Source organism: Pedobacter suwonensis, assembly GCF_044762335.1.
Classification (GTDB): domain Bacteria; phylum Bacteroidota; class Bacteroidia; order Sphingobacteriales; family Sphingobacteriaceae; genus Pedobacter.
This window is the reverse complement of record NZ_JBIWEB010000001.1, coordinates 68,533-82,928: the sequence shown is the minus strand read 5'-3', so window position 1 is coordinate 82,928 and position 14,396 is coordinate 68,533. Positions and strand designations below refer to the sequence as shown.

13 protein-coding genes are annotated in these 14,396 nt (G+C 39.8%); 9 read left to right on the top strand and 4 right to left on the bottom strand.

The genetic code is table 11. From position 1 onward, the window contains the following. Window positions 1-45 precede the first annotated feature (45 nt). From ACIQXP_RS00280 to ACIQXP_RS00270, 3 genes are all read left to right on the top strand, one after another. Window positions 46-876 (top strand): aldo/keto reductase, encoded by an 831-nt coding sequence (locus ACIQXP_RS00280; RefSeq protein WP_387504461.1) that lies wholly within the window; start codon window positions 46-48, stop codon window positions 874-876. 271 nt (window positions 877-1,147) lie between these two features. Further along, entirely contained in the window at window positions 1,148-1,609 is a 462-nt protein-coding gene (locus ACIQXP_RS00275) for a VOC family protein (protein ID WP_387504462.1), read from the top strand. Window positions 1,610-1,673: 64 nt separating this feature from the next. After that, window positions 1,674-2,819, top strand: coding sequence for a serine hydrolase domain-containing protein (locus ACIQXP_RS00270; protein WP_387504463.1), 1,146 nt, complete (start codon window positions 1,674-1,676; stop codon window positions 2,817-2,819). Here the strand turns inward: ACIQXP_RS00270 and ACIQXP_RS00265 are convergent. Then, window positions 2,811-3,008: a hypothetical protein gene (locus tag ACIQXP_RS00265; RefSeq protein WP_387504464.1), complete on the bottom strand. Its 198-nt coding sequence runs from the start codon at window positions 3,006-3,008 to the stop codon at window positions 2,811-2,813. The two genes, ACIQXP_RS00270 and ACIQXP_RS00265, sit on opposite strands and share 9 nt — an antisense overlap. A 7-nt stretch (window positions 3,009-3,015) precedes the next feature. Continuing rightward, window positions 3,016-3,237 (bottom strand): DUF1877 family protein, encoded by a 222-nt coding sequence (locus ACIQXP_RS00260; RefSeq protein WP_090986855.1) that lies wholly within the window; start codon window positions 3,235-3,237, stop codon window positions 3,016-3,018. Window positions 3,238-3,519: 282 nt separating this feature from the next. Between ACIQXP_RS00260 and ACIQXP_RS00255 the strand changes: the two genes are divergently transcribed. The 5 genes from ACIQXP_RS00255 to ACIQXP_RS00235 all read left to right on the top strand — a co-directional run bounded on the left by ACIQXP_RS00255 (window position 3,520) and on the right by ACIQXP_RS00235 (window position 9,216). Then, a complete protein-coding gene (locus ACIQXP_RS00255; protein WP_387504465.1) occupies window positions 3,520-4,731 on the top strand; it encodes a glycosyltransferase family 87 protein in 1,212 nt (403 codons plus the stop codon). A gap of 106 nt (window positions 4,732-4,837) precedes the next feature. Then, complete coding sequence (locus ACIQXP_RS00250; protein WP_387504466.1) at window positions 4,838-5,011, top strand: DUF3606 domain-containing protein; 174 nt, start codon at window positions 4,838-4,840, stop codon at window positions 5,009-5,011. Window positions 5,012-5,023: 12 nt separating this feature from the next. Then, window positions 5,024-7,720 (top strand): DNA ligase D, encoded by a 2,697-nt coding sequence (gene ligD, locus ACIQXP_RS00245; protein WP_387504467.1) that lies wholly within the window; start codon window positions 5,024-5,026, stop codon window positions 7,718-7,720. Between the two features lie 47 nt (window positions 7,721-7,767). After that, window positions 7,768-8,064 (top strand): Dabb family protein, encoded by a 297-nt coding sequence (locus ACIQXP_RS00240; RefSeq protein ID WP_293744804.1) that lies wholly within the window; start codon window positions 7,768-7,770, stop codon window positions 8,062-8,064. A gap of 267 nt (window positions 8,065-8,331) precedes the next feature. Further along, entirely contained in the window at window positions 8,332-9,216 is an 885-nt protein-coding gene (locus ACIQXP_RS00235) for a sugar phosphate isomerase/epimerase family protein (protein WP_387504468.1), read from the top strand. 244 nt (window positions 9,217-9,460) lie between these two features. On the opposite strand, the gene ACIQXP_RS00230 is transcribed toward ACIQXP_RS00235, so the two are convergent. Continuing rightward, window positions 9,461-10,600, bottom strand: a complete 1,140-nt coding sequence (locus ACIQXP_RS00230) for a sensor histidine kinase (protein ID WP_293744802.1) — start codon at window positions 10,598-10,600, stop codon at window positions 9,461-9,463. Between the two features lie 234 nt (window positions 10,601-10,834). Continuing rightward, a complete protein-coding gene (locus ACIQXP_RS00225) occupies window positions 10,835-11,560 on the bottom strand; it encodes a LytR/AlgR family response regulator transcription factor (protein WP_293744800.1) in 726 nt (241 codons plus the stop codon). A gap of 443 nt (window positions 11,561-12,003) precedes the next feature. On the opposite strand from ACIQXP_RS00225, the gene ACIQXP_RS00220 reads away from it, so the two are divergent. Then, entirely contained in the window at window positions 12,004-13,011 is a 1,008-nt protein-coding gene (locus ACIQXP_RS00220) for an LLM class flavin-dependent oxidoreductase (protein ID WP_387504469.1), read from the top strand. Window positions 13,012-14,396: the final 1,385 nt, after the last annotated feature.

The following is a 14,396-nucleotide window of genomic DNA, read 5'->3' as shown; positions in this document are numbered from 1 at the left end:
CTGTGGTTATCTTTATCGTAGAATTTATCATTATATCTGAATAAAATGGGAAAAACAACATTTAAATTTGGCGGGTTAGAGGTTAACCGTTTAGGTTATGGCGCCATGCAGTTAACGGGTAACGGTGTTTTTGGCGAAGTGGCAGACCGCGAAAATGCAATAACCGTTTTGCGCGAAGCAGTAGCAAATGGCGTTAATTTTATTGATACAGCAGAAGCTTATGGGCCGAAGTTTAATGAATCGCTTATTGCAGATGCCTTATCACCTTTTCAAAAAGACCTTTTTATTGCTACCAAGGGTGGGTTCGACCGCCCAGGCCCTAATAATTGGGTACCTAATGGAACACCTGAAAAAATCAGACAGGATATTGAAGGCAGTTTGCAACGCTTAAAAGTAGATTCAATCGACTTATGGCAGCTGCATCGCATTGATCCGAATATTGAGGTTGCCAAAACCCTGGCTCCGGTGGCAGAAGCGGTTAAGGAAGGTAAAATAAAACATGTGGGTTTATCAGAAGTAACCATCGATCAGATTAAGCAGGTTCAGGATATTCTTCCCGTAGTTTCCGTTCAAAATTTATACAACCTTGGCAACAGGCAATGGGAGAGTGTTTTAGACTTTACTGCAGAACAAGGTCTGGCCTTTATTCCATGGTTCCCCTTAGCTTCTGGTCCGCATAAATTAGCAGATAAAATCAAAGCGATTGCCGAAAAACATAAAGCCACTACTGCTCAGATTGCTCTGGCCTGGTTGTTAAAAAGATCATCAAATATCCTTTTAATTCCCGGAACAAAATCTGTAGAACATTTAAAAGAAAACTTAAAAGCTGCAGAAATTGAATTGACTCAGGAAGAATTTGAAAGTTTGGCAAATTAACATTGTCATTCTAAGCGCAGCTAAGAATCTTTTTTACCTTGTTAGAATGATCTGGTCTTAGCGTCTCGCTAAGACCTTTTTTATTAAAATGTGGCTTTCTGAGGAAAAATTTATGATGTAGAAATCAACCTAAGCGACAGGTTTTTGCATTAATTTTTTCCATGGTGTCTGCTGTTACCAGCTGACACTGATAAAAACTTTTCGTTTGTAAATAAGCCATGACGGAAGCACTTAAATTACCAATATTCGCATTTAAATGTGATATTTAGGCATGAAACAAATCATCCTGACCGCCGGCATGCTATTGTCTATTATTTTTCAAAAAACCATGGCCCAAAATAAAACCGAAAACACCCCCGCTATTTTAAATCACATCGCTGTTTATGTGTCAGATCTGGGCAAAGCCACTACTTTTTATCAAAGTGTATTCAACCTTAAAATAATTCCTGAACCTTTTAAAGATAATCGGCATACCTGGTTTACCTTAGGACCTGCCGGACAGCTTCACCTGATACAGGGTGCAAAAGGCAATGAAACTTTTGACAAAAACGGACACTTATGTTTCAGCGTTCCATCAATTGATGATTTTATAAAAAAACTAAACGCCAAAAACGTCAGCTTTGAAGATTGGGCCGGAAAAGAAAAAGGCATTACGCTTCGCGTTGATGGTGTAAAACAGATTTATTTTAAAGATCCGGATGGCCATTGGCTGGAAGTAAACGACGACAAATAATTTCCTGAAATACTTCAGAACTTTCTCTACTATACGATCTATGTTCATCTTATCCTGCAACCTTATGAAATTTAAATACCTTAATGTACTACTACTAATCGTTGGGTTAAGCTCAGCAGTTCAGGCACAGCAGGAAAAAGCTGAAGCAGATTTTAAATCGGTAATGGATAAATACAGTGCAGTTGGGGCTTCAGTAGCTGTAGTAAAAGATGGGCGGATAATTTATAACCACTCTTTCGGTTTAAAGGATCTGGAGCATCAGCTGCCATTAAACAACCAGGATATTTTCAGGATTGCTTCCATTTCCAAGTCTTTTTCAGCAACTGCCATCATGCAGCTGGTAGAGGCAGGTAAAATTTCGCTTGATGATGATTTCGGAGATCTGGTGGGTTTTAAAGTCAGGAACCCAAAATTTCCCGATCAGAAAATTACCTTAAAAATGGCATTATCACATACTTCCGGTTTAAACGATTCGCAAGGATATTTAAATTTAGATGTGATCAATCCTGATAAAAATCCAGACTGGGCTAAATGTTATAACGATTATGCCCCGGGAAGCAAATTTGATTATTGTAACCTTAATTTTAATATGATTGGTGCTGTTATCGAAAAAATATCTGGTGAACGCTTTGATAACTATATAAAACAACATATCATAAAGCCGTTGGATCTTTATGCAGGGTATTGTGTTGATTCTTTAGATAGTACACGTTTTGTAAAACTGTATGAATACCATCCTGATAGTAAAAGTTATACACTGTCATCAAATGCTTATGCGCCGAGGCGAACCGAGATTGCCAATTATGTAATGGGCTACACTACACCTATTTTTTCACCAACCGGCGGAATGAAAATTTCTGCTCATGATTTGGCAAGATATATGATCATGCACATGAACTACGGAACATCAGATGGCGTGAAAATAATAAACAGAAAAAGTGCGAAAATAATGCAAACGGCGCTAAGTGATGATGAGGGCTATGGTTTAGCCATCAGGACTGCAGATGATTTGATACCGGGAGTTAAGTTAAAAGGGCATACCGGCTCAGCCTATGGTTTACACAGTACGATGTTTTTTAATCCTAAACATAAATTTGGATTTGTGATCATTACCAATGGAATAAATGCGACTTATACAGACGGATTACCTGACTTTAGCCGTGCCGCTATAAACAACCTGTACCAATCGTTCTTTAATCACCTAAAGTAAGTTAGACAATCCATTTTTATGAAAAAATACCGATAGCGTTTTGATGCCGGCATTTGGATGGCTTAAGGTATTACCTTTAATTTTACGGTTTAAAACACCCTTAACAGGTGGAAGATCCATCAGGTTCGCATATTTGGTAATGGTTTGCTCAACCGCTACAGTATTGTTACTCTCATTTTTATTATTCATATATCGGTTATTGATTTACAAAACGTTGATAGGTACTTCCGGATTTAATTTTTTCCATCATGAAATGTTCCTTCAGTTTTGAAAATTCCATGCTGTGTAATGCTTTTACGGCTGATTTAAGCTTTTCAGTACTGATGCCTAATCTTGCGGCCCAGTAATTGCGATCCTGCTCATCTGCGATTTCGATAAATTCTTTCCTGGCATTCATCGAATTAACTTGATATTCCATGTCTACAAATTTTGGTTAGTAATCATATATTTAAACAGGCAGAATTCCATTTGGTTTTAAAGTTTTGTCAGTAAATTCTCAGAAATATGGTATAAATAACGCGTTCTCTTTAAATTATAGGATCCGATCACGACTGTTTCTATCGGGAAGTCAGATTTTATTGCATTATTTCCCGTAGAGTAAATTTTTTTTCGCATTTAATCCGCATCACATTCATTCATAAAAACATTAGGTTTTGTCGATTTTCGTTTTTATAATTGTATTGTAATATATTTTTTACAAATGCTAAATTATTTTCTAGCCAGCAATCGGAGTTTGCCTTCAGGTCGTCAGTTCTATCAAGACAATCGTTTTGTGTTGTTTATCTGGGTGCTGATTACCCTTATTTTTGTAATAGATTCCTGGATAACAAACCGTTACAATAATTATCTGATTTTCGAAAATACATTCAGAAACCTGCTGCATGAACGTTCGCTTTATGCATATTATCCAGCCTATCATGATGATTCCAATCATTATGGCCCTGTTTTTAGTGTGTTGATTGCTCCATTTGCCATTTTTCATAATTGGATAGGATTATTGTTTTGGAACCTGTTTAACTGCTTCTTCCTTTTTAAGGCCGTGCAAACCTTGCCCTTAACCGAAGATCAAAAAATGGCTGTAGGTTATATCGCTATTCCCTGTTTAATAGAATCGATGCTCAATCAGCAGTTTAATGCCGGTGCAGGGGCATTAATGGTATTAAGCTATACCCTGCTCAATAAAGATAAAGGAACATGGTCTGCACTTTGCATTGTGCTGGGTACCTTTATTAAATTGTATGGCATTGTGGGGCTGGTTTTTTTCTTTTTTTCAAAAAATAAACTATCCTTCATGTTGTGGTTGCTTTTATGGTCGGTAATTGTATTTTTATTACCGATGCTTATCGCTTCACCAGGTTATGTGCTGCACAGTTATGTAGATTGGAAAAACTCTTTAATGAGTAAAAATATGGTAAACGTGCTGGGAGGTGGGATTGATATTTCCATTATGGGTTTCTTCAGAGCACTTTTTAATGAAAAGAATATACCGAACTTTCTATTGCTGAGCCTGGGTGCTTTATTATTCAGTTTGCCTTTCATAAACCTGTCGCGTTTCAAAAAAAGCCGCTTCCAGTTAATGATCCTGTCATCGGTTTTGATTTTTCCGGTATTGTTTAGCACAGGTGCAGAAGACTGCACTTTTATCATTCCCATTATCGGGGTAGGTGTATGGTATGTGAAAGAAAAGAATGAGGTGATGAAAAGGATACTACTACCCATTTTATTGTTAATTACCTGTAATTTTCCGCTGTTGTTATTCCCGGTCTTCGCAAAATCGCATCCGTTATCACTGGCAATCATCAGCGTTCCTTATTTTCTGGTTTGGTTGAGGATTATTTATAGTGCAACCTATAATAGTTTCTGGTATGCAGAAGAAACAGAGTCGGAAATGGTTGCTGCGTTAGCAGATTAAATTTTAAATGTTTGTTTTTTTTGGTTTTAACAGCTGTTTGCACAAACGGAGGTTAAAACCTTTTTTGTTATGGGGCTGTTTTATAATCATCTAATCAAGAACAGTTATGGATGATAAACAAAAAACAGGTAACGCTGATCGCGCAAGGATCAATGTTAATGAAGGTTATGAGCTGGATTACTGGTCTAACAAATTTGGTGTGAGCAAAGATAAACTCAAGGCCGCCGTAGAAACAGTGGGTACTGCTGCCAGTGCAGTTGAAGATTATTTGAAAAAGTAAAACATTAATTCTATGAGTCTGAAAAAGTATGTTTCCAAACGCGATTTCTCTAAAACTACCGAACCGAAATCGGGTAAAAGCAGCGATCAGAATAAACTACATTTCGTCATTCAAAAACACGATGCTTCGAGGTTGCATTACGATTTCAGACTCGAAATGGAAGGCGTTTTAAAAAGCTGGGCGGTACCAAAGGGTCCTTCAACCGATCCTAAAATTAAACGCCTGGCCATGATGGTAGAAGATCACCCTTATGATTATAAAGATTTTGAAGGGATTATACCAAAGGGCGAATATGGCGGCGGAACCGTTATTGTATGGGATGAAGGTACTTATGAACCGATAAAAGCCATTAAAGGCAAAAAAGCGCAGGAGAAACATTTGCTGGGCCAGTTAAATGATGGTTCTTTAAAAATCAGGCTGAATGGAGAAAAACTTCAAGGCGAATTTGCACTTGTTAAAACAAATGGCATGGGCGAAAATGGATGGCTATTGATCAAACATAAAGACGACTACGCTTCAACGAAAGATATTACCAAAGAAGATAAATCTGTGCTGTCTGGTAAAACGATCGAAAAGATGGAAAAAACATCAGATAAAGTTTGGAAAGCCGGAAAAGAGCAGGATTTGAAAACGGAAAAAAAAAGCCCGAAACCAAAGGTAAAGAAAGAAACTAAATCCGTTGGTGATGAAGTTACTGCAGATGTTAAAAGCATCCTGAAAAAAGCGCCGAAAACTGCTATGCCCACAGGTATAAAGCCCATGCTTGCCACCCTTGTTAACGAACCGTTTGATGACCCTGACTGGCAGTACGAGGTAAAATGGGACGGTTACCGTGCGATGGCCTTTCTTAACAAAGGTAAGGTTGACCTGTTATCCAGAAATAATAAATCCTTTAATGAAAAATTTTATCCCATTTACGATCTGCTTTCAGACTGGAAACTAAATGCAGTTCTTGACGGCGAAATTTTGGTATTAAATGATAAAGGCATATCTAATTTTGGTTCACTGCAGAACTGGAGAAGCGAGGCAGATGGCGAACTCGTTTTTTATGTGTTTGATATCCTTTGGTACGAAGGTAAGAACCTTATGGATCTGCCACTTTATCAGCGCCAGGCCATATTAAACGAGGTTTTACCCACAAACGATGACCGGATACGTTTAGGAAAAGTTTTTAAAGCAAGCGGTGTTGATTTTTTTGATGCAGCCGAAAGGATGGGCCTGGAGGGGATCATTGCCAAGAAAATAAACAGTACCTATAGCACAAATTACAGATCTAAAGAGTGGCTTAAAATTAAAGTACATAAAAGGCAGGAAGTGGTTATCGCAGGTTTTACCAAAAATGCCGATACCAGCAAATCTTTCAGTTCTTTATTACTGGGCGTTTACGAACAGGGAAAACTGCAGTATGTAGGCAAAGTGGGGACAGGATTTTCAGACAAGCTTCAAAAATCCATGATGGAACAGTTTAAGCCGATTATTGTGGATCAGAGTCCTTTCGAAAGTATTCCTGATGTAAATAAACCCTCGCGTTTCAGGCCCAATCCGCCAAAGGCAAAAGCCACCTGGTTAAAACCTGAGCTGGTATGTGAAGTTGCTTTTGCTGAAGTAACAGATGATGGGGTTTTCCGTCATCCTTCCTTTCAGGGTATGCGCGAAGATAAAAAAGCCAAAGATGTGGTCAGGGAGGTAGAAATGCCAACCGAAAAAGTAGTGGAAGATGCGGAGGCCCAAAACCCACATGCAAAAGCAATTAAAGCACCCGAAGGCAAAGTACCGAAGACCTTGTTAAACCCAAAGGATGAAACCCAGGTAAGGAAAATTAAAGGGCATGAACTTAAATTTACCAACCTGAGTAAAATATACTGGCCCGAAGATAAGGTGACGAAAAGAGATATGTTTAATTATTATTACCAGGTTGCTGAATATATCTTGCCTTATCTGAAAGACCGTCCGCAGTCGCTTAACCGTTTCCCTGGGGGCATACATGGCAAAAGTTTTTACCAGAAAGATGTAAAGGGGAAAGCACCTGATTGGGCCAAAACCTTCCCTTATGAAAATAGCGACGGTGAAAAAAAGGAATACCTGGTTGGAACAGATGAAGCTTCTTTGCTTTGGATGGCCAGTTTAGGCTGTATAGAAATGAATCCCTGGTTTAGCAGGGTACAAAGCCCCGATCATCCGGATTATTGCGTAATTGATTTAGACCCCGATAAACAATCTTTCGATCAGGTAGTGGAAACCGCCTTGGAAATCAAAAAGGTACTGGATGCGATTGATGTACCGAGTTATTGCAAAACATCAGGCTCCACCGGAATACATATTTATATTCCGTTAAATGCAAAGTACAGTTACGATCAAAGCCAGATGTTTGCAAAAATAGTGGTGAACCTGGTACACCAGCAAATACCCGAATATACTTCCCTCGAGCGGATGATCAGTGCCAGAAAAGGCAAAATGTATCTCGATTTTTTACAGAACAGGCCAGGGGCAACCATTGCCGGGCCTTATTCTTTACGTCCGAAAATTGGTGCAACGGTATCAATGCCATTACATTGGGATGAAGTGAAGCCAGGTTTGAAAATGAAAGATTTTAATATTTTTAACGCCATTGATCGACTAAAGGTTGAAGGAGATCTTTTTAAAGGGGTTTTGGGCAAAGGGATAGATTTGATAAAAGCGGTAGAGAAAGCTAAAAGTGTTTTTGGATAAACTTAGCTTCTTTAATGCTTTCCTTTATATTTGGCAAAAAATTAAAGATGATCGCACACCACGTTTTATTCTGGCTCAAAGCCGATACCACCGATGAGCAGAAAATTGCTTTTCGCAACAGCTTACAAACATTGGAAAATATTGAAGTAGTACAAACTTTTCATGTCGGTGTACCGGCCCCCATTGAGCGTGCCGTAGTAGATACCACTTACACCTTCAGTCTGCTTTTATTATTTGAAGACCTGGCAGCACATGATGTTTACCAGGTTCATCCATTGCATAAAGCTTTTTTAGATGAGTTTAGGGTTTATTTTGAAAAAGTGGTAATTTACGACGCAGCATAAAACCGGCAGGCTGTACCATAGGTTTGCTTTAACCGCTAATTTGTCTCTATATCGCTCAGGGCAAGTCATCCGGTGGCATTAAATATTAAATGGCACTTCCATCAGCAAAGCACAACGGTTTATCTATGGTACAGCTTATTTTAGAATGAGCGCAACATATCAACTAATATCTGTATCTTGTTGCTTATCACCATCAATCTTGAGCTTTAAGCGCTGGTTCAAAATGCGTAAAAAGCCAGGTATTTTCTAACCAATGTGCTGAAAAATATGAGAAGTATAAAATCCGTTTATCCGGTTTTTTTAATCGGCCTGATTTTTACCATATGTCTGGGTTTCATGCCTGATAAGCAAGATTACCCCCGTTTAGGGATTGTATCGGGTTTAGCACAGGATAGTGTAGCTTATGCTTCAGGTTTTAAAATGATCGGCGAATCAGTTCCAAAAATGCTTTCGCCTCAATTAACAGATGAGCAGTTCAATGCTAATCTCGAAAAAATCAAGGCAGCGAAATGTAAAGTGTTAAGCTGTAATCTTTTCTTTCCATCGAATGTTAAAATTGCCGGACCTGATGTAGATGAAGCGAAAGTTTTAAGATATACCGAAACGGTGCTTTCAAGAGCCGGGCGGGCAGGGGTTAAGTTTATTGTTTTAGGAAGCTCAGGTGCCAGGAGTATTCCTGCTGATTACAATATGGTGAAGGCAAAAACAGATTTTATTGGTTTATGTAAAAAGCTGGCCCAAATTGCAGGCAGATATGAGGTTACAATTTTGTTAGAAAACCTGGAAACTACCGAAACAAACTTCATTACCTCATTAAAGTCGGCAGCTGAGGTGGTAAGAAAAGTTAACCACCCAAATTTCAGATTAAATGCTGATATATTTCATATGATGCGTGAGGGCGAGGCTCCTGATGAAATTATCAAGGCCGGTAAATGGATTGGATTTGCAGAAGTTGCTGAAAAAGAAAAAAGGTCGCTGCCTGGTGTAACGGGCGATGATTTTAAACCTTATTTAAGGGCTTTGCACCAGATCAAATATAAAGGATATATTTTTATTGAAGGCAATATCAAAAATGCAGCAACTGAAATACCACTTGCCTTTACATATCTTTCAGCACAGATTGCAGCCGTATATGCAGAGCGTAAACCTTGATGATTGAACCAGATTTTTCTTTAAGCTGCCCGATGTCCATACGATGCGATGCAGATTAAACAACCTGAGGAAGCCAGCGCCTGGACTGTGTTAAAGTTTACAATCATAATGTTGAACCAGATTTTTGTAAAGCAGCTCCACCGGAAGAATGGAAGCTCCGGTGATCAGCAATTTAACAGTGGTAGTAGGTTTTCGCTACCAGGTTGGTGTGGCCATTAATTGTATTTAAGAAATTATTGAATAACTAAACGAGAATAGCCTGTTCAGCTTTCATAAGTTTAGGGGCCATGCTTAGTTCAGCCAAAGAAATACTGATATTTACATAATAGAAACCTTCTTCATCAATCCCGGCAGTCATTGCGGCGTGTTGATGGTAGGCATAGTTTAAACGGTTACGGATATTATCCATACCGGAGCCAAAGCCTACCTTGCTTTTTACCAGCCTTGGTAAATTGCGGCTTTCAATATGCAGTTTTCCATCAAATGTATAAACTGCTATACTGGCCTTATTTTCTACATCATTGAGGTTCCCGTGTTTAAACATATTTTCCAGAATGGTAAGCAAAACCAGTGGAATCAGCTTAATCTCATCAAGGTCGGGTGAGCTGGCGATTTCAATATAAACTGCGCCCTGGGTAATTTGGTGCAAACCAATCAGGTTTTCGCACTGCGAAATTTCTTCAGTCAGGTGTACAAACCCCTCATTATGCTGTGTACTGGCAGCAAAACGCATCATATCAGAAAGGTAGAGCATTACTTTTGCATCCTCCGGAGAGTAAGTGCTTAGCTTTTGGTGTACAAACTCAAAGGTGTTAAAAAGCAAATGCGGGTTAATCTGTGCTTTCATAAAGGCGTTTTTAGACATGGCCAATTCCTTTTCCGTTTTCTCTTTCTCCAGGAGCATCTGGAAACGCTGTTTCTCAATGCGGGATTTTTCAGTTTTTTCTTTAATAAAGCGCTTTAAGAAATAATAACCTGTAGAAAAAATAAGGAAAAATGAGCCTCGATACAGCACCTTGGCTATTCTGATTCTAAGACTTGGCAGTTCTCCTGGTAAAATATTGGTGTAGGTATTTAGTAAAATGTCTACAACGGTAACTGTACCTAAATAAATCAGGATAGTTGATATCACAACCAAAGGAACCTTCCATACCGCTCCGTTAGGAAATGCTGTTGCTTTTTCGAGCAGTAAAGTATAGGTATAAAAGAAAGTGATATTAATCGTATAATGAATAGCATAGTTACCAAATGTACCGGCCATACCTACCCAGTAAATAACCACTACAGTTTCCCAAAATATAAATACAGACCATGCAATGATATGTATCTGGTAAGTACGTAGCCAGTGTCTTAAAATGCTCATGCTCTGTTTTAATCTATTCATAAAGACTTAATTACTATCTGTGTAACAACTAAAGTTATAGGGCGCTATCGCCGCTAGTTTTCGAAAAAAAACAATTATGAAAACTCAAAAACTAGCTAAAAGAACACTATTTGTATTTAAAAAAAAACTAAGTAGAGCGATTAATAACCCAACAACGGTGTCAGATCCAACTACTGTCACTGTTTCTACCAGTACAGGTATCATTTTATAATTGAATGTTTTTATCGGTAGCCGTTATTTCTTACGGCTACTGATAATTAACCTTTCGGAAATAAAACTCTTAAATTCATTGTTATAAATATCGCCAACAGTAAAACTAATGTGGTTGTTCATGGTAATCCTGTTGCCATCTATATGCAAAATTTTATCAATGGCCACAATATAACCCCGGTGTAACTGTATAAAACCTTTCTTAATACTAAGCTGTTCACGAACATCTTTTAAGCTCAGGTAAGCAATAATTACTTTGGTTACGGTATGTAATTTAATGTAATTATGAAAGCTTTCAAAAGCAATAATATCCTCATATTTTACCATTACCGCCCGGTGTTCTTCTTCCTTGTTTTTAACCAGAAAATAGTCTTCATTGGCTCCGCCCGTCATTTCATGCCCAAAAAGCCGGGTAATGGTTGTTGCAAATTTAGCATAGCTATATGGTTTTAGCAAATAAGCATCTCCGGCAGCCTCAAAAGCATCAAAAGCGTATTGCTGATGAGAGGTGGTAAAGATGAGTTTCCTGGTTCTGAAGCGGATGGCTTTGGCCAGTTCGAGCCCTGAAATCTGGGGCATTTCCACATCCATAAAAATCACATCAACCGTTTCTGAGCCGGCCAGCTCTCTTAAGGCAGTAATGGGATCTGTAAATTGCTGCACTAGCCGCATGTTTGGTGTATCTTCTATATATTTTTGTAGCCCTGCTAAGGAACTGTACTGGTCATCTATGGCTATGCACTTAATCATCTTCAAAATATCTGGTTCTCTTATAACGAAATTACGCCTTTTTGTAACGAAAAACGTACTATCTGTACGCAATAATTTAAAGTTTCTCCCTTGTTTATTAATTTAACTAAAATATTGGTCAATTAAGTTTAGTTGATGCGGGCAATAGCTATAATCCATAAAATATTCTACAACAAGGGTATTTACAGCAACTAGTTGATTTGTTTTCAATATAATAAGTTTAATCAACTTAAGAGCGTACCCCCGTCTGTTTTGTTACCATAATATACAAACTCCTACATCGCTGTAAAGGGCGATGTATAACTTAACTTATTAACTTTTTTGCATCAGCTCCCTGCTACCGGCACTGGCGTTTATGTTGGTTAAGCGTCATAAGTATTCACTTAAGGCAGACTTGGTTTTATAAAGGATATTTTTGCAATACAGATTTATCTTTTTAGTTTATGGCTGATCACTTATTGAAAAATATACCTTATTCCGTTCTCGATCTTGCAACCGTTTTAGATGGTTCTAATGCTTCAGATACCTTCAAAACCAGTTTAGATTTAGCAAAACAGTCTGAAGCTTTGGGCTATACACGTTACTGGTTTGCCGAACACCATAACATGGCCGGCGTGGCCAGTTCGGCCCCGGTGGTATTGATTGGTTATATTGCGGGCAATACCACCCGCATACGGGTAGGCTCCGGAGGCATTATGCTGCCTAACCACGCGCCATTAATAGTGGCCGAACAATTTGGAACATTGGCGTCGTTGTATCCTCATCGCATTGACCTCGGTTTGGGCAGGGCGCCTGGCACCGATCAGGTTACGGCAATGGCCATCAGGGGCGAAAATTTTAATGCCGTTCATAGTTTCCCCAGGGATATTGAAAAATTACAGCAATTCTTTTCTGCCGGCAATAACAGGGCGGGGGTAAGGGCCGTACCTGGCGAAGGATTGGATATTCCGATCTGGATTTTGGGTTCAAGTACCGATAGCGCCCGTTTGGCAGCAGAAAAAGGACTTCCTTATGCTTTTGCCAGTCATTTCGCCCCAACGTATTTCGAACAGGCCGTTTCGATTTACAAGAATAATTTTAAACCGTCACCATTTTTGAGCGAGCCTTATGTAATGGCTTGTGTAAATGTGGTTGCTGCCGATACCGATGAGGAAGCAGAACGTTTATCGAGTTCGGTAAAAAGGATGTTTCTTGGCGTAATTACCGGTAAAAGAGAAATGCTCAAACCAGCGGTTGATGATATCAATACGTATTGGGACCGTATGGAAAAGGAAGCGGTTGAGCAGATGTTATACTACTCTTTTATTGGCAGCGCCAAAACCATTCATGAGAATTTGTCGGCTTTTGTGGCAAAGTATGGTGTCAACGAGATCATGAGTACCTCGCATATTTACGATCATCAGGCAAAATTGCGTTCGAATGAAATTTTTGCAGGGTTGTTTAAAGGTTAAGGTGATATTTGAAATGATGAGAGTAACTCCCCTCCTGATTTAGGAGGGGTGGGGGTGGTTATTAGTACGGTCGTCATTCCCGCACATGCGGGAACCTTAATGCATTAGCCATTTTGTTGTCCTAGCTCGGGCTTGCCTCGGTTAGCCACCGAAGGGCTTTTACTTTTGGCTTGATGAAAAAGTAACAAAAAATCAAGGCTTGCATCGTTCCTTGTAAAAAGCTACGCAAATCTTGATTGCGGCAGCATCGAGGCTCTTAACCCTTGCTTATCCCATCGCGCTCGCTTTGATCCTGCCTTGGGCTGTGGGGTTATGAAGAGGGGCTACAAAGATTTCCGTGCTTTTTCCGGCGGAAATCTGCCAGGCCGGTAGCAGGGAGCAGATCGCATGGAGCAGAAATAATATTCATGAATTGATTTTTGGAAACCATGAGGGGCGCTCCACTCCTGATTTAGGAGGGGCTGGGGGTGGTTATGAATAGAATTTTCTTTAAGTCCCTCGTTTAGGGCTTGCCTCGGTTAGCCACCGAGGGGCTCTTTCTTTTCTCTTGATAGAAAAGAAACAAACCTGAGCGCAGCGAAAGCATGCCTGCCATTAAAAACAACAACGAAAAGGCATAACTGAAAGGCTTGGATCTGATGCCGGATAAATTCGTCAAAGCTTTATTGGTCGTCAGCACAAGCGCCTCCCGAAGAATGTTGGGGACAAGCTGATGAAAAATCGGGGAGGGCGTGCTGCCTCTGGGTAGTGGTATGTCGAAAGGAGGTGCTAAAGCTTTAACGTCCTTAGCGTAGTCGAAGGGTCTCCTTCCATCATATCCCAGGCCGGGTAGCAGGGTGCAGATCGCATGGAGTAGAAGGGGGTTCTTCTTTTGCTGTCATCCTGATCGCAGCGAAGGATCTTTTAATTGCTTTTAGTTCAAAAAAATCCGTCATCTCGACCGTAGTGGAGAGATCTTTGAACTTTTCATAAACATAGTTCGTCATTCCCGCGCATGCGGGAACCACGAAGTGCTCAGCGAAGCTAATCTTAATGCTTTCGCTATTCTTTACCCTTCGCTCAGGCTTGCCTCGGTTAGCCACCGAAGGGCTCTTACCTTTTTCTTGATAAAAAGGTAACCAAAAATCAAGGCTTGCACCTTTCCTTGTAAAAACCTACGGAAATCTTAATTGCGGCAGCATCGAGGCTCTCAGCCTTGGCTTATCCCCAACGCTCCCGCTTTGATCCTGCCTTGGGTTGTGGGGGTATGAAGGGGAAACTGCAAAGATTTCCGTGCTTTTTCCGGCGGAAATCTGCTAGGCCGGTAGCAGGGTGCAGGTAGCGTGATGCAGATAGCATGGAGTAGAGGGGGTTCTTCTTTTGCTGTCATCCTGAGCGTGGCGAAG